This is a genomic window from Phenylobacterium sp. (assembly GCF_030698145.1).
Taxonomy (GTDB): domain Bacteria; phylum Pseudomonadota; class Alphaproteobacteria; order Caulobacterales; family Caulobacteraceae; genus Phenylobacterium.
Genome location: NZ_JAUYNW010000070.1, coordinates 41,494 through 55,629 on the forward strand (window position 1 = coordinate 41,494; position 14,136 = coordinate 55,629).

Annotated in this window: 17 protein-coding genes; 14 read left to right on the forward strand and 3 right to left on the reverse strand. The window is 69.6% G+C overall.

The window, feature by feature from the left end:
* Positions 1-321 precede the first annotated feature (321 nt).
* From mutT to Q8Q77_RS10430, 4 genes are all read left to right on the forward strand, one after another.
* Positions 322-726 carry an 8-oxo-dGTP diphosphatase MutT gene (gene mutT / locus Q8Q77_RS10415; protein WP_305583506.1) on the forward strand — a complete coding sequence of 135 codons (405 nt, stop codon included), beginning with the start codon at positions 322-324 and terminating at the stop codon, positions 724-726.
* Positions 727-761: 35 nt separating this feature from the next.
* Positions 762-890, forward strand: coding sequence for a hypothetical protein (locus Q8Q77_RS10420; RefSeq protein WP_305583507.1), 129 nt, complete (start codon positions 762-764; stop codon positions 888-890).
* 185 nt (positions 891-1,075) lie between these two features.
* Positions 1,076-2,155 carry a ribosome small subunit-dependent GTPase A gene (gene rsgA / locus Q8Q77_RS10425; protein WP_305583508.1) on the forward strand — a complete coding sequence of 360 codons (1,080 nt, stop codon included), beginning with the start codon at positions 1,076-1,078 and terminating at the stop codon, positions 2,153-2,155.
* Positions 2,156-2,176: 21 nt separating this feature from the next.
* Complete coding sequence (locus tag Q8Q77_RS10430) at positions 2,177-2,593, forward strand: secondary thiamine-phosphate synthase enzyme YjbQ (protein ID WP_305583509.1); 417 nt, start codon at positions 2,177-2,179, stop codon at positions 2,591-2,593.
* Positions 2,594-2,654: 61 nt separating this feature from the next.
* Here Q8Q77_RS10430 and Q8Q77_RS10435 read toward each other — a convergent pair whose 3' ends face one another.
* A complete protein-coding gene (locus Q8Q77_RS10435) occupies positions 2,655-4,109 on the reverse strand; it encodes a catalase (protein WP_305583510.1) in 1,455 nt (484 codons plus the stop codon).
* Positions 4,110-4,203: 94 nt separating this feature from the next.
* On the opposite strand from Q8Q77_RS10435, the gene Q8Q77_RS10440 reads away from it, so the two are divergent.
* Together Q8Q77_RS10440 and Q8Q77_RS10445 are read left to right on the forward strand one after the other, a co-directional pair.
* A complete protein-coding gene (locus Q8Q77_RS10440; RefSeq protein WP_305583511.1) occupies positions 4,204-5,073 on the forward strand; it encodes a hydrogen peroxide-inducible genes activator in 870 nt (289 codons plus the stop codon).
* A complete protein-coding gene (locus tag Q8Q77_RS10445) occupies positions 5,070-5,933 on the forward strand; it encodes a kinase (RefSeq protein WP_305583512.1) in 864 nt (287 codons plus the stop codon). The genes Q8Q77_RS10440 and Q8Q77_RS10445 overlap by 4 nt, the downstream gene beginning before the upstream one ends.
* 105 nt (positions 5,934-6,038) lie before the next feature.
* On the opposite strand, the gene Q8Q77_RS10450 is transcribed toward Q8Q77_RS10445, so the two are convergent.
* A complete protein-coding gene (locus Q8Q77_RS10450; RefSeq protein WP_305583513.1) occupies positions 6,039-6,416 on the reverse strand; it encodes a DUF4168 domain-containing protein in 378 nt (125 codons plus the stop codon).
* Positions 6,417-6,660: 244 nt separating this feature from the next.
* Between Q8Q77_RS10450 and Q8Q77_RS10455 the strand changes: the two genes are divergently transcribed.
* The 3 genes from Q8Q77_RS10455 to Q8Q77_RS10465 are packed head-to-tail and all read left to right on the forward strand — an operon-like array spanning position 6,661 to position 9,170.
* Positions 6,661-7,347, forward strand: a complete 687-nt coding sequence (locus tag Q8Q77_RS10455; RefSeq protein ID WP_305583514.1) for a hypothetical protein — start codon at positions 6,661-6,663, stop codon at positions 7,345-7,347.
* Positions 7,348-7,350: 3 nt separating this feature from the next.
* Positions 7,351-8,580, forward strand: coding sequence for a M48 family metallopeptidase (locus Q8Q77_RS10460; protein WP_305583515.1), 1,230 nt, complete (start codon positions 7,351-7,353; stop codon positions 8,578-8,580).
* Positions 8,581-8,582: 2 nt separating this feature from the next.
* Positions 8,583-9,170, forward strand: a complete 588-nt coding sequence (locus tag Q8Q77_RS10465) for a hypothetical protein (protein WP_305583516.1) — start codon at positions 8,583-8,585, stop codon at positions 9,168-9,170.
* A 36-nt stretch (positions 9,171-9,206) separates the two neighbouring features.
* Here Q8Q77_RS10465 and Q8Q77_RS10470 read toward each other — a convergent pair whose 3' ends face one another.
* The gene (locus tag Q8Q77_RS10470) at positions 9,207-10,118 is read right to left on the reverse strand and encodes a methyltransferase domain-containing protein (RefSeq protein ID WP_305583517.1); all 912 of its coding nucleotides are present in this window, start codon (positions 10,116-10,118) and stop codon (positions 9,207-9,209) included.
* On the opposite strand from Q8Q77_RS10470, the gene Q8Q77_RS10475 reads away from it, so the two are divergent.
* The 5 genes from Q8Q77_RS10475 to Q8Q77_RS10495 all read left to right on the forward strand — a co-directional run bounded on the left by Q8Q77_RS10475 (position 10,118) and on the right by Q8Q77_RS10495 (position 14,129).
* Positions 10,118-10,903, forward strand: a complete 786-nt coding sequence (locus Q8Q77_RS10475) for a ComF family protein (protein ID WP_371130442.1) — start codon at positions 10,118-10,120, stop codon at positions 10,901-10,903. The two genes, Q8Q77_RS10470 and Q8Q77_RS10475, sit on opposite strands and share 1 nt — an antisense overlap.
* A gap of 33 nt (positions 10,904-10,936) precedes the next feature.
* The gene (gene grxC / locus Q8Q77_RS10480) at positions 10,937-11,194 is read left to right on the forward strand and encodes a glutaredoxin 3 (RefSeq protein ID WP_305583518.1); all 258 of its coding nucleotides are present in this window, start codon (positions 10,937-10,939) and stop codon (positions 11,192-11,194) included.
* A gap of 32 nt (positions 11,195-11,226) precedes the next feature.
* Positions 11,227-12,060: a carbon-nitrogen hydrolase family protein gene (locus Q8Q77_RS10485; RefSeq protein ID WP_305583519.1), complete on the forward strand. Its 834-nt coding sequence runs from the start codon at positions 11,227-11,229 to the stop codon at positions 12,058-12,060.
* Positions 12,057-12,485 (forward strand): DUF1178 family protein, encoded by a 429-nt coding sequence (locus Q8Q77_RS10490; protein ID WP_305583520.1) that lies wholly within the window; start codon positions 12,057-12,059, stop codon positions 12,483-12,485. The genes Q8Q77_RS10485 and Q8Q77_RS10490 overlap by 4 nt, the downstream gene beginning before the upstream one ends.
* A 234-nt stretch (positions 12,486-12,719) precedes the next feature.
* Complete coding sequence (locus Q8Q77_RS10495; protein WP_305583521.1) at positions 12,720-14,129, forward strand: M20/M25/M40 family metallo-hydrolase; 1,410 nt, start codon at positions 12,720-12,722, stop codon at positions 14,127-14,129.
* The last annotated feature ends 7 nt before the right edge of the window (positions 14,130-14,136 follow it).

The window sequence follows — 14,136 nt, forward strand, 5'->3', positions numbered from 1 at the left end:
AGCCCTATCAAAGCTCACGAGGAGAGGTCGGCATCTCGGACGGCGCGCTATACAGTTCTTCTCAGTTGCATTATTAAGAACTGTTAGATTATCGCCCTATATATACGGTAAAGCTTCCGTTGTTGCCGCCCATCGGTGAGTCATCAGCGCATGGGTCTTGCATTCGGGCAAGATTGTTCGAACAAGTTTCGGAATGTGATCCACAATTGCGTGTCGGGCCTCGATCCGAGGGACGCCTCACCTGCGGCTTCCCTGCCCGCCGGTTCGCAAAGCCCGCGCCACGCCGGTTGCAATTCGCGTGCGAGGCGGCGAGGAAGCGGCATGGCCAAACCCATGCTGTTCGTCGCCGCCGCCGCCCTGATCGATTCCGACGGCCGGGTGCTGATCTGCCAGAGGCCGCAGGGCAAGCAGCTCGCGGGTCTCTGGGAGTTTCCCGGCGGCAAGGTCGAGCCCGGCGAAACGCCCGAGGAATGCCTGATCCGCGAACTGGACGAGGAGCTGGGGATCAAGGTGACCCATGCCTGCCTGGCCCCCTTCGTGTTCGCCAGCCACGGTTACGAAAGCTTTCACCTCCTGATGCCACTGTACCTCGTCCGTCGCTGGGAAGGCTTTGTGACGGCCAAGGAACACGAGGCTGTCGCATGGGTGAAACCCGCGAAACTCGCCGACTATCCGATGCCGCCGGCCGACGCGCCCTTGGTGGCCTGGTTGCGCGACTTGATCTGAAATTCCTGATCGCCGACACGCGGGGTTCGGCCCTGGTGATCTATGCGGTGGTGGCCGGCCTGGTGTCGGTGGGCGCGATCAGCGCCATCAGCGCCTTCGACGGAGAGATCAGCGACCTGCTGCTCGCCATCGGCGACGCCGCCCGCGCGATGTTCAACGGCTGAGCCGGTTTCCTTGACGCCTTGGGCGCTCGCGCCTAGCCTCCCCGTGTCCCAACGACCGGAAAGGAGGGGTTGTCACATGACTGTTCTCACCCGCGCCCCTCGCCGCGCCGCCGATCGGCTTGCCTGACATTTCGGGCGCCTCGTCGGACGCCAAACCAGGCCTTCCGATCCAAGGATGTCCAGCCTTGCTCGACACATATGGTTGGAGCGAAACGCTCCAGAACCTCTTCCATGGCCACGCCGCCCGCGGGCTGATCCCGGGCCGCGTCACCGTTCAACAGCGCGGGCACTACCGGCTCGTCATCGAGGCCGGCGACGTCGCCGGCGAACTGTCCGGCCGCTTCCACTTCGAGGCCGAGGCCACCGGCTATCCGGTGGCGGGCGACTGGGTGGCCTGCACGCCGCCCGCCGACGCCGGTCCGGCGATGATCCAGGCCCTGCTGCCCCGCTCCACCAGCTTCGTGCGCCGCGAGGCCAACGACGGGCGGGCCCAGGTGGTGGCGGCTAATATCGACCTGGCCCTGCTGGTCGCCTCGCTGAACGCCGACCTCAATCCCCGGCGCATCGAGCGCTATCTCGCCACCGCCTGGGAGAGCGGCGCCCAGCCGGTGGTCGTGCTGACCAAGGCCGACATGTGCGAGGACGCCGAGCCCCGGATCGCGGAGATCGCCGCCGTGGCCAACGGCGTGCCGATCCACGCCGTCTCGGCGGTGAGCGGGCAGGGGATCGCGGCCCTCGCGGCGCTGTTGACCCCCGGCGTGACCGCCGTCCTGCTCGGCTCCTCCGGGGTGGGCAAGTCGACCCTGGTCAACGCCCTGGCCGGCCAGGAGCTGATGGCCACCCAGGGCATCCGTGAGGACGACGCCCGGGGCCGCCACACCACCTCCCACCGGGAGTTGGTGCTGCTGCCCGGGGGCGGCCTGATCCTGGACACCCCGGGCATGCGCGAGCTCGCCCTCTGGAACGCCGACACGGGGCTCTCCGCCGCCTTCGGCGACATCGAGGCCGAAGTCGAGGCTTTGGCCGAGCGCTGCCGGTTCCGCGATTGCGGCCACGGCAAGGAGCCCGGCTGCGCCGTGCGCGCGGCGCTGGAGAGCGGAGAGCTCGATGCGGAGCGCTGGGAGAGCTACGGCAAGCTGCAGCGCGAACTGGCCCACCTCGACCGCAAGGACAATCCAGCCGCCCAGTCGGAGGCGCGCAAGGTGTGGATCCACCGCCAGAAGGCCATGCGCCAGCGCGCGAAACACCGCGACGCCGAGGACTAGACTCAGGGCAGCGTGGTGACCATGCGCCAGGCCCTCCACACCCTCGACGCCCCCACGCCGGGCGCGGGCCTCACCGACATCACCCCGGGCGTCGCCGCCTGGGTGGAGGCGCAGGCGCTCGCCGAGGGCCTGCTGACGGTGTTCTGCCGCCACACCTCGGCCTCGCTGGTCGTCCAGGGAACCGACGCCGACATGAAGGCCGACCTGGAGGCTTTCTTCGCCCGCCTGGCGCCGGAGGGCGATGGCCTCTACGCGCACCTGACGGACGGGCCGGACGACATGCCTGCCCACATCCGCGCTGCGCTCACCCAGACGCAGATCGCGGTCCCGGTGATCGGGGGCAGGCTGGCCCTGGGCAAGGGTCAGGCCATCTATGTCTTCGAGCACCGTCGGGCGCCGCAGCGCCGCCAGGCCCTGCTGCACTTGATCGGCGAATAGCAAAAGGCCCGCGGCGGGGAGAGAACGCCACGGGCCCTTCGGACCGACCTTCCCCGTCGGCCTATTCCGCGGCGATGGCGCCTTCCGTCAGGCCCAGCCGCTGGGCGACGCCGGCGCCATAGGCGGTATCGGCGCGGCGGAAGTGCTCGACCTGGCGGCGCTGGATCGCCTCGGGGACCGGGGCCATGGCGGCGGCGATGTTGTCCATCAGCAGCTCCTGCTGCGCCGGGCTCATCAGGCGGAACAGGTTCCCGGGCTGGGTGTAGTCGTCATTGCCGGTGCGGTGGTTGAACCGGTCGGCGTCGCCCGTGATCCGCAGGGCCGGCTCGGTCACGCTCGGGTCCTCTTTCGGTCCGCCGAACGAGTTGGGCTCGTAATAGGCGTCGGTGCGCGGCGGGGCGTCGAAGCGCATGGCGCCGTCCATGTGGTAGTGGGCGACCGGCGACTTCGGACGGTTCACCGGCAGGGCCTCATAGTGGGTCCCCACCCGGTAGCGGTGGGCGTCGGCATAGGCGAACAGCCGGCCCTGCAGCACCTTGTCCGGAGAGAAGCCGATACCCGGGACGATGTTGGACGGGCTGAACGAAGCCTGCTCCACCTCGGCGAAATAGTTGTCCGGATTGCGGTTGAGCTCGAGCACGCCGACCTCGATCAGCGGGAAGTCGGCGTGCGGCCAGACCTTGGTCAGGTCGAACGGGTCGTAGGACGTCAGCTCGGCCTGCGCCTCCGTCATGATCTGCACGCAGACCCTCCAGCGCGGATAGTCGCCGCCCTCGATGGCCTCGAACAGGTCGCGCTGAGCGCTCTCGCGGTCGGCGGCGATGGTCGCGGAGGCCTGGTCGTTGGTGAGGTTCCTGATCCCGGCCAGGTTCTTGAAGTGGAACTTCACCCAGTGGCGTTCCCCCTGGGCGTTGAGGAACGAATAGGTGTGGCTGCCGAAGCCATGCATGAACCGATAACCGTCCGGCTGGCCGCGGTCGGAAAACAAGATGGTGACCTGGTGCAGGCTCTCCGGCGAGAGGCTCCAGAAGTCCCACATGGCGGTCGGTGAGCGCAGGTTGCTCACCGGGTGGCGCTTCTGGGTGCGGATGAAGTCGGGGAACTTCATGGGGTCGCGGATGAAGAAGACCGGGGTGTTGTTGCCCACCAGGTCCCAGTTGCCCTCCTGCGTGTAGAACTTCAGCGCGAAGCCGCGCACGTCGCGTTCGGCGTCAGCCGCGCCGCGCTCGCCGGCCACGGTGGAGAACCGCAGCAGCACCTCCGTCTCCTTGCCGACCTCGCCGAACAGCCTGGCCTTGGAATAGCGGCTGATGTCCTGGGTGACCCGGAACCTCCCGTAGGCGGCCGAGCCCTTGGCGTGGACCACACGCTCGGGAATGCGCTCGCGGTTCTGGTGGGCCAGCTTCTCGATGAGCTGATAGTCCTGCATCAGGAGCGGCCCGCGCGGCCCGGCGCTGAGTGAGTTCTGGTTGTCGGGAACCGGAGCCCCCGCGGTGGTGGTCAGTCGCTCGGTCATGGCAATTCCTCCTGAGGTGGAGGCCAGGGTGTGCCTCACCTCCCATCAGGTCCAATCAGTTCACAAACCTTGGAGATCAGGTTAGCTTATCGCCATGCCGACCCTTCGACAGCTCCGCTACCTCGCCGCCCTGGCCGAACACGGCCACTTCGGGCGCGCCGCCGCCGCCTGCAACGTCACCCAGCCGGCGCTCTCCATGCAGATCAAGGAGCTGGAGGCCGAGCTCGACCTGCCGCTGGTCGAGCGAGGCCGGGGCGGGGCCGTCCTGACCGACGAGGGCGTCGAGCTGGCCGAGCGGGCCCGGGCGCTCAACGCCGGGGTCAAGGATCTGGAGGACTTCGCCCGCGAGCGGCGCGGCGACCGGGCCCAGCGCCTGGCCCTCGGGATCATCCCCTCGGTCGCCCCCTACCTGCTGCCGCGCCTGCTGCCGCTGTTGCAGGCCGCCATCCCCGGCCTGGACCTCAAGGTGCGCGAGACCCAGACGGCGGTCCTGATGGCCGAGCTGGCCGGCGGGGATCTGGACGCGGTGATCGCCGCCCTGCCGCTGGCCGGCGAGGGGATCGAGGCCACCGCCCTGTTCGAGGACGCCTTCCTGCTGGCCAGCCCCGCCGACGATCCGGTCGCCGCGACCTCGCCGCGCGACCTGCCGCCCGACCGCCTGCTGCTGCTGGAGGAGGGCCACTGCCTGCGCGACCAGGCCCTGGGCGCCTGCGAGATCAGCGACCTCTCAACTTTCGGCGCCACCTCGCTCACCACCCTCGTGCAGCTCGTGGCCCACGGCCAGGGCGTGACCCTGCTGCCGGCCATGGCGGCCGACGACCTGGCCGATCCGCGCATCGCCCTGTCGCGTTTCGCCGACCCCGCGCCCAGCCGCACCATCGCGCTCGCCTGGCGCACGGCCTCGCCGCGCAAGCGCCAGCTCAAGGCCCTGGCCGCGCGCATCGTCGAGCAAGCCGCGTCATGAGCGACTGGTTGGAGCGCTTCGTCGCCGCGGAGTCCTTGCCGCCGGACTTCTCCAACGTCGCCCGGGCCATCTGCGCGCCCCTGGCCGGTCAGGTCGCCGCCCGCGCCGCCGCCACGCCGGGCCTGGTGGTCGGGGTCTGCGGGGCCCAGGCCAGCGGCAAGTCGACCCTGACGGCGGTGACGCGGCGGCTGCTGGAGGACCGGGGCCTGAAGGTCGCCCTGTTCTCGCTGGACGATCTCTACCTGACCCACGATGAGCGTCAGGCCCTGGCCCGAGACGTCCACCCGCTGCTGGCCACGCGCGGCGTTCCCGGCACCCACGATGTGGCGCTGGGCCTGGCCCTGATCGAAGCCCTGAAGCGGCCCGGCGAGATCGCCTTGCCGGCCTTCGACAAGGCCCGCGACGATCGCCGCCCCCGGGCTGACTGGCCGCGGTTCGAAGGCCCGGCCGAGGTGATCCTGTTTGAGGGCTGGTGTGTGGGCGCTAGGCCGCAGGGAGCAGAGGCCCTGGCCGAGCCGCTCAACGATCTGGAGCGGACGCGCGACCCGGATGGGACTTGGCGCGGCTTCGCCAACGCGGCCCTGGCGGGTCCGTACCGCGACCTCTTCAGCCGTATCGACCTGCAGGTCCTGCTACGCGCGCCGGGCTTCGAGGTGGTGCTGGAATGGCGCCGCGAGCAGGAGCGCAAGCTGCGCGCCCGCCTTGCCCGCGAGGGCGCCGACACCAGCCGGACGATGAGCGATGCGCAGGTCACCGACTTCATCGCCCACTATGAGCGGCTGACCCGCTGGATCCTGGAAGAGATGCCGGGGCGGGCCGACCTGGTCATCGGCCTGGACGCCGCCCGCCGGCCGATCTGACCTAGCTGCGCCAGGGCGGATCACCGTGCCAACCTGGCCCAGGACGTCGCCGTCTCTGGCGAGGCGGGCAGGCGACCGCCCGCCTCGTTCAGTCTGGAGTCTGGCTTAGGCCGCCGGCGGGCCGTTCAGCACTTCGGTCAGGTGCTGGCGCAGGGCCGGGTCCTTGCTGACCGCGGCCGAGATCTCGTTGTACTTCTGCGGGGTCAGGCCGCTGGCCGAGACCGCGGCGCCCATCTTGGCGATCATTTCCTTCTGGACGGAGATCTTGGTGGGGCCGTCGGCGCCGACCATCTTGGGGCTGTACTCGGCGCTGAGCTTGGAGACCTCGGTCATGGCTCCGCCGAAGGCCTTCAGCTCGTCGTCGGTGAAGCCACCGACGGCGGGGGCCGTCGGGGCGGCGGCCGGAGCCGGCGTCTGGGCCTGGGCGATGGAAGTGCAGGCGAGGGCGGTGAAGAGGCCGGCGGCCAGGATGGAAGTCCGCATCAATCGAGCTCCTGTGGTGCGGTGGATCTGGGTCGGGGGTGGATAAAGCCCACCCGGGGTCAAAATGCGACCCGAATGTGGTTGGCTTGCGTGACAGTGCGGCGAAACGCCCAGGACTTACGCAGCCTTCCGTCGCGGCGCTGCAATCTTCGCGGGAAGGACGCGCAGTTTCACATCGACAAGTTTAGCGGGCTGCGAATAGTCTAGCTCCGCGGCGCGCGCTCACGCGCCGCGCGGGGGTCTCATGAAGAAGCTGATTGCGACGATCGTCGCCTGCGCGCTGTTGTCGGCGTGCACCACGACCAACACCCGGCTGGCGGTCAATCCGGTCAAGCCCGCGGCGGGGGCCCGCATCATCCTGATCGATCCCGACATCGAACTGTCGGTGTTGACGGCCGCCGGGATGCAGGAACCGAAGGCCGACTGGACCGAACAGGGCCGCGCCAATATCGCCGGCCACATCGAAGCCCAGATGAAGGCCCGCGCGCACAACTATCGCCTGCTTGACCCGAACGACGCCATGGCGGGCCGCACCGGCCAGTTGCTGCGCCTGCATCAGGCGGTCGGTCAGTCGATCATGATGTTCAACTACGGCTATGTGGCGCTGCCCACCAAGAAGGCCAGCTTCGACTGGACCTTGGGCGAGGGCGCCCAGGCGCTGGGAACGGCCTATCAGGCCGACTACGCCCTGTTCGTGTTCGGCCGCGGCTCCTACGCCAGCGGCGGACGGGTCGCCGTGGCCGTGGGCATGGCCATGCTGGGCGCCGCCGTGCCGATGGGCAGCCAGCAGTGCTTCGCCTCCCTGGTCGACCTGAAGACCGGACAGGTGGTCTGGTTCAATGTCGCGGTCGCCGGCCCCAACGCCGACATGCGCAAGCCGGAGGGCGCCGCGGCCCTGGTGGCCGCGGTGCTGAAGGACGCCCCGCTCTAGGTCATGTTCCGCCGCGCAGCTTCCCTTCTCGCCCTGACGGCGGCGCTGGCCGCCGCCTGCCCCGCCCAGGCCCAGCGGCTCGCCGGTGCGCGTCCCGACGCGTCGACGGTGGAGGGCGGCATTTGGGCGGTTTCCGACAAGGCCGAGCAGGAGGCCCGCACCAAGGCCGAGCTCAACGCCGATCCCGCGCTCAACGCCTATGTCCGCGGGGTGATGTGCAAGGTCGCCGCCAGCCACTGCGCCGACCTGCGGCTCTATGTGATGGATCGCCCGTTCTTCAACGCATCGATGGCGCCTAACGGCTATGCGGAGGTCTGGTCGGGTCTGCTGCTGCGGACCGCCGACGAGGCCGAGCTGGGCTTCGTCCTGGGCCATGAGACCAGCCATTTCACCCAGAGTCACAGCCTGGTGGCGCATCAGGCGGCGAAGAACCGGGCCAATATCGGCCTGGCGGTAAGCGTCGCCGTCGCCGTGGTGGGCGTGGCGTCCGCCGCTGGCGCCTCGACCGCCAACGAGGCGCAATCGATCATGGACGCCACGGGCAACCTGATCGACCTGCTCTATCTCGGCCAGGTGGCCGCCTATTTCCGGTTCTCCCGCCAGCAGGAGGCCGAGGCCGATCGCCTGGGCCTGGAGAAGGCCGCGGCGGCCGGATACGAGTCTGAGGCCGCGGCGGGGAGCTGGCGCGGACTGGTCGCTGAGACCCAGGGCTCGGACTTCAAGCGTGTCCGCCAGAGCCTGGCGCGGTCCAGCGTCTTCGCCAGCCATCCCCTGGAGGCCGAGCGCATCCTCGCCCTGGAGACCCAGGCCAAGGTCCTGAAGGCCGGCGGCGAGCGTGGGCGGGCGCGGCACCGCGCGGCGATCCGTCCGCACCTGGCCGCATGGCTGCGCGACGACCTGCGCCGCCGCGACTTCGGCGAGAGCCTGGTGCTGATCGACCGGTTGATCGAGGGCGGCGAGGACGCCGGCGTGCTGAACTTCTATCGGGGCGAGGCCTATCGGCTTCGCCGCGGCGACGGCGACCTGGCCAAGGCGCGCGACGCCTACCTGGTCGCCGCCGTCCATCCCGACGTCCCCGCCGCCGTCTGGCGCGAGCTGGGCGACATCCGCCGCCGCGATGGCGACAAGGCCGGCGCCAAGGCCGCCTATCAATCCTATCTGACCAAAGCGCCCCAGGCCGAGGACGCCTGGATGGTGCAGGACAGCCTCACGAACCTGGAACGGGAAAATTGAACATGCGCAATGTCTTCCGGGTGTTTCTTCCGGTCCTTGCGGCGTTGGCGCTCACCGCCTGCGTGAGCGTCACCCTGGCCCCGGTCGGGCCGCTGAAGGTGGGCGCCGCCTACGAGGTGGCCCTGGGCCGCGAGTGGTCCGACATCAGCGTCATCATGGTCGGCCGGCCCAAGAAGGTGCGGCTGCTGTCCATCGACGGCCCGCTGCTCAACCGCCTCTACCTGACCGACGGCCTGGTCCCCGGGGAGTTCCTGGTCAAGCCGGTCCGCAAGGAGCAGCCGACCCCCACCGTGCGCAAGGACATGTCGGCCAGCGAGCGCCTGGAGTTCGTCTCCGACAGCGTCGCGGCGCTGGACTATCAGCGGGTGGTGCTGGTCAAGCCGCGGCCCGCCAAGTTCGGCCAGGCCTCGGCGGTGCGCTACGACCTTACCGCCCAGACCCAGGAGGGCCTGGAGATCAAGGGCACGGGCCTGGTCAGCGAGGCCGGCGGCAAGGTCTATGTGATCCTCTACCTGGCCCCGGCCGAACATTATTTCGCGGCCAACCTGGCCGAGGTGGAGACGATCCTGGGCTCGGCGCGGCTGAACTAGGCGTCCCGATCAACCCGCGCGGCTCGCGCGAGGAATTCAGTCCTCGCCTCGCGGCAGCGGCGTTTCCACCACCCCCAGGGCGTCGGCCAGGCGCATCTTGGCCGAGCCGGGCTTCAGCGGCTGCTGCTGGCTGGGATCGGGCGCCCAGCCGGTCAGGGTGAGGATCTCGAAGGTGGCCGGCACGCGGCCATCGGGCTCGGCGAAGCGCGCGACATAGAGCTCGCAGGCCCGGGCCAGGACCGCGCGGGTCAGCGGCTTGGGATGGCGTTCGGCCAGGACGCTGGTCTCGCCCATGGCCCGCAGGTCGGCCAGCAGCTTGAGGGGATGGGCGTAGCGGACGGTGACCGTGTCCACGTCGGCCACGGGAAGGGCGAAGCCGGCCCGCTGCAGCAGGCCCGCGGCGTCATAGGCGTCAGCGAAGGGCGAGACGCGGGGGCCGGCCCCGCCGGTCAGCTCGGCCTCGGCGTCCAGCAGACAGCGGCGCAGTTCGGTGAGCGTCGCGCCGCCCAGCATCGAGCCGATGAACAGGCCGTCCGGCTTCAGCGCCCGGCGGACCTGGATCAGGGCGCCGACCACGTCGTTGGTCCAGTGCAACGCCAGGGTCGAGACCACCAGGTCGAGGCTGGCGAAGGCGAAGGGCAGGCGCTCCTCGTCGGCCACTAGGCGCGGACCCGCGCGGCCGGCCAGCATCCGGGGCGACAGGTCGGCCTCGATGAGGAAGCCCACCCGCGCCTGGGCGTCGCTCTGGGCCAGGGCCTCGCGGAAGGCGCCCGTCCTCGACCCGAGGTCGACGGCGAGCGGGAACTCGCGCATGATCGCCTCGAGGCGGACCACGGCGTCCTCGGCGGCCCGGCGCTTCAGGAAGTCGGCCCCCGGATAGGCGCGCGCGGCGCGATCCAGGCGGGTGCGCAGCAGGGCGCGGTCAAAGAGGCGGGGCGGGGCGGACATTGTCTTTGCAAGATGAGGATGCGCGCGGCCGTTGGAAACCCGGCGTCCGCGTGAAGGCCGCGGTTCGTACCGCGCTCGATCTCATTTTCCCACCGCAATCCCTCGACGCCGGACCCCTGCCGCAGTCGCCGGGCTTTTCCGCCGAGGCCTGGAGCCGGATCAGCTTCATCGACGGGCCGTTGTGCGACGGCTGCGGGACACCCTTCGAATACGACCTGGGCGAGGGGGTACGCTGCGCCGACTGCTTGGCCAAGCCGCGGGCCTTCTCACGGGCGCGGGCGGCCTGCCTCTATGACGACGCCTCGCGCGGGCCGATCCTGCAGCTCAAGCACGCCGATCGCACGGACCTGGCGCCGCTGTTCGCCCGCTGGCTGTCGCGGGCGGCCCGCGATCTGTTGGGCGACGCCGACGCTATCGTCCCGGTGCCGCTGCACCCCAGCCGCCTGCTGGGCCGGCGCTACAACCAGGCCGCCGAGATCGCCCGGCCGCTGAGCCGTCTCTCGGGCGTGGCCTATCTGCCCGACGCCCTGGTGCGGGTGCGCTCAACGGGCACCCAGGGCGGCAAGTCCGGTTCCGGCCGGCGACGCAATGTTGCAGCCGCCTTTGCGGTGCCGGAGGCCCGCCTGGCCCAGGTGGCCGGCAAGCGGGTCCTGCTGATCGATGACGTCATGACCACCGGCGCCACTTTGGAAGGCTGTTGCCGCGCTTTGCTGGCCGCCGGAGCCGCCTGCGTCGATGTGGCGGTCATCGCGAGGGTGAAAGAAACCGCGAACCGCTCCATATGAGACCCTTAGGATTCTTCTGCGTTCATATGAGCCATGGCCCAGATCACCATCTATACGAAGCCCTACTGCCCCTATTGCATCCGCGCGGTCTCGCTGCTGGAGAAGAAGGGAGCCCCGTTCACCGAGATCGAGGCCGCCTTCGATCCCGCCAAGCGCCAGGAGATGGTGCAGCGCGCCGGCGGGCGGGCGACCTTTCCCCAGATCTTCATCGACGAGCGCCATATCGGCGGCTGCGACGACATGATGGCCCTGGAGTACGACGGCAAGCTGGACGCGCTTCTCGCCGCTTGAGCTTGAGGGCGGCCTGACCTAACGCTCTGCCCATGAGCCTCCGCGTCGGACTGATCCAGACCCGAACCCCCGCCGGCCATGCGGCCGCATTGGCCCATGTCGCGCCGCTGGTGCGCGAGGCCGCCGCCCAGGGCGCGACCTTCGTCGTCACCCCCGAGGGGACCAACATCCTCCAGCGCGACAAGGCGGCCCTGCTGCCGCAGCTGACCCTGCTGGAGGACGATCCCGTGGTGGTCGGGCTGCAGGCCCTCGCATACGAACTTTCGATAGGTGTCTTGATCGGTTCGGCCCTCGTCAAGCGCGACGATGGCAAGCCCGTCAACCGATCGGTGCTTATTTCACCGCACGGTGAAATCACAGCGACCTACGACAAAATACATATGTTTGATGTCGATTTGCCCACCGGCGAGACGGCGCGGGAGAGCGCGACCTACGAACCCGGCGACCGGGCGGTGGCGGTCCAGGCCGCCGAGATGAAGCTCGGCCTGACCATCTGCTACGACGTCCGCTTCCCGGCCCTCTACCGGGCGCTGGCGCTCGCCGGGGCCGAGGTGATCGTGACGCCTGCGGCCTTTACGCGGCCCACCGGCGAGGCGCACTGGGAGATCCTGCTGCGCGCCCGGGCCATCGAGACCGGGAGCTTCGTCTTGGCCCCGGCCCAGGGCGGGTTCCACGAGGACGGCCGCGGCACCTATGGGCGGAGCATCGCAATCGGTCCATGGGGGGAAGTGCTGGGCAAGCTGGATCACGACGAGCCCGGCGTGCTGGTCGTCGACCTGGACCTCTCAGCCGTGGCCAAGGCGCGCACGGCGATCCCGGCGCTGGCCAATGCAATGGCGTTCGAAGCCCCCATATCTCTTTCATGATCCGCTACGCGCTCGCCTGCGACGCCGCCCATGAGTTCGAGGGCTGGTTCGCCTCGTCGGACGCCTTCGACGACCAGTTGGCGCGCGGCCTGGTGACCTGCCCGGTCTGCGACTCCAAGGCCGTGGCCAAGCAGATCATGGCCCCCGCCGTGGCCGGCACGAAGCGCGAGACACCGGACCTGCCGGCGCCCATGCGGGCCATGGTCATGGAGGCCATGAGCCAGGTGCGCCGGCATGTGGAGGAGAACTTCGACGACGTGGGCGACGCCTTCGCCGTCGAGGCCCGCGCCATCCACGAGGGCAAGGCCGAGGACCGGGGCATCTATGGCGAGGCCACGCCCGCCGAGATCAAGGCGCTCACCGAGGACGGGGTGAAGATCGCGCCCCTACCGCCCGCCCCGCCGAAGAAGTCCGAAGTGAACTAGCTCTCAGATCCTCCCCCAGCGCGCAGCGCGTAGAGGGGGAGGTGGCGCGTCGCCTTTTCGGCGACGTGACGGTGGGGGCTGACGCCCACAAGCAAGAGTCAAAGCCCCCCTCAGTCACCTACGGTGACAGCTCCCCCAAAAGGGGAGCATCTTGGGGGGGAAGAAGCTGCGCCATGGCCGTTGCCCGGCGCGGGCCCGCCCCATAGGGTCGCTCCACCTCGTTTGGAGTGCTTCATGATCCGTCTGTTTTCCGCCGCCGCGCTGGCGGCGATGGTGCTGGCCAGCCCGGCCGCGGCGCAAACCCCCCGCCCTGACCAGCTTGCCTTCCGCGACCTCTACAAGGAGCTGATCGAGATCAACACGACGCTCTCCTCGGGGAGTTGCACGGCCGCGGCGCAGGCCATGGCGGCGCGCCTGAAGGCCGCGGGCTTCGCCGACGAGGACCTGAAGATCATCGCCCCGCCCGAGCGTCCCAAGGACGGCGCCCTGATCGCCGTGCTGAAGGGCTCGGACGCCAAGGCCAAGCCGATCCTGCTGCTGGCCCATATCGACGTGGTCGAGGCCAACCGGGCCGACTGGGAGCGCGATCCGTTCAAGCTCGTGGAGGAGGACGGCTTCTTCTACGCCCGCGGCGCCAGCGACGACAAAGCCCAGGCGGCGATCTGGACCGACAGCCTGGTCCGCTACAAGACCGAAGGCTTCAAGCCGCGCCGGACCATCAAGATGGCGCTGACCTGCGGCGAGGAGACCCCGGACACCTTCAACGGCGTCCAGTACCTGATCGCCAATCACAGGGACCTGATGGACGCCGCCTTCGTGCTGAACGAGGGCGCGGGCGGCCGGTTGGACAAGGACGGCAAGCGCGTCTCACTGGGCGTCCAGGCTGGCGAGAAGGTCTATCAGGACTACACCCTGGAAGTGACCAACAAGGGCGGCCACTCCTCGGTCCCGGTCCGCGACAACGCCATCTATCACCTGGCCGGCGGCCTCGCGCGGCTAGGGGTCCACGACTTCCCGGTGAAGCTCAACGACGCGGTGCGCGGCAACTTCGAACGCATGGCGGTGATCGAGGGCGGCGAGTTCGGCGCGGCCATGGCCACGGTGGCCAAGAACCCCGCCGACGTCGAGGCGGTGGCGAAGGTCGCCCGCGATCCGGGCCGCAACTCGATGATGCGCACCACCTGCGTCGCCACCATGGCCAACGCCGGCCACGCGCCCAATGCCCTGCCGCAGCGCGCGCGGGCCAATGTGAACTGCCGCATCCTGCCGGGCGAGGGCGTGGAGGACGTGCGCCAGGCCCTGATCGCCGTGCTGGCCGATGACGCCATCAAGGTGACCACGGTGGGCGTGCCCAGCCCCGTCTCGCCGCCCCCTTCGCTCGGCAAGTCCATGACCGGTCCGATCGAGCAGGTTTCCGGGAAGATGTGGCCCGGCGTGCCGCTGGTGCCGGTGATGGCGACCGGGGCCACCGACGGGCGGTTCCTGAACGCGGTCGGCATCCCGACCTATGGCCTGTCGGGTCTGTTCGGGGAGCCGGAGGGCAACGGGGCCCATGGCCTGAACGAGAAGATGCGGGTGCGTTCGCTCTATGAAGGCCGCGACTTCCTCCACGAGGTGGTCAGACTCTACGCCAACCAGAAGTAGGGGAGGC

Coding starts and splice junctions, on each gene's coding strand:
- Q8Q77_RS10465 (WP_305583516.1), top strand. CDS start 8,583: ATGCGCAATGTCTTCCGGGTGTTTCTTCCGGTCCTTGCGGCGTTGGCG.
- Q8Q77_RS10430 (WP_305583509.1), top strand. CDS start 2,177: ATGCGCCAGGCCCTCCACACCCTCGACGCCCCCACGCCGGGCGCGGGC.
- Q8Q77_RS10460 (WP_305583515.1), top strand. CDS start 7,351: ATGTTCCGCCGCGCAGCTTCCCTTCTCGCCCTGACGGCGGCGCTGGCC.
- Q8Q77_RS10485 (WP_305583519.1), top strand. CDS start 11,227: ATGAGCCTCCGCGTCGGACTGATCCAGACCCGAACCCCCGCCGGCCAT.
- grxC (WP_305583518.1), top strand. CDS start 10,937: ATGGCCCAGATCACCATCTATACGAAGCCCTACTGCCCCTATTGCATC.
- Q8Q77_RS10490 (WP_305583520.1), top strand. CDS start 12,057: ATGATCCGCTACGCGCTCGCCTGCGACGCCGCCCATGAGTTCGAGGGC.
- Q8Q77_RS10455 (WP_305583514.1), top strand. CDS start 6,661: ATGAAGAAGCTGATTGCGACGATCGTCGCCTGCGCGCTGTTGTCGGCG.
- Q8Q77_RS10470 (WP_305583517.1), bottom strand. CDS start 10,118: ATGTCCGCCCCGCCCCGCCTCTTTGACCGCGCCCTGCTGCGCACCCGC.
- Q8Q77_RS10495 (WP_305583521.1), top strand. CDS start 12,720: ATGATCCGTCTGTTTTCCGCCGCCGCGCTGGCGGCGATGGTGCTGGCC.
- mutT (WP_305583506.1), top strand. CDS start 322: ATGGCCAAACCCATGCTGTTCGTCGCCGCCGCCGCCCTGATCGATTCC.
- Q8Q77_RS10445 (WP_305583512.1), top strand. CDS start 5,070: ATGAGCGACTGGTTGGAGCGCTTCGTCGCCGCGGAGTCCTTGCCGCCG.
- Q8Q77_RS10450 (WP_305583513.1), bottom strand. CDS start 6,416: ATGCGGACTTCCATCCTGGCCGCCGGCCTCTTCACCGCCCTCGCCTGC.
- Q8Q77_RS10440 (WP_305583511.1), top strand. CDS start 4,204: ATGCCGACCCTTCGACAGCTCCGCTACCTCGCCGCCCTGGCCGAACAC.
- Q8Q77_RS10435 (WP_305583510.1), bottom strand. CDS start 4,109: ATGACCGAGCGACTGACCACCACCGCGGGGGCTCCGGTTCCCGACAAC.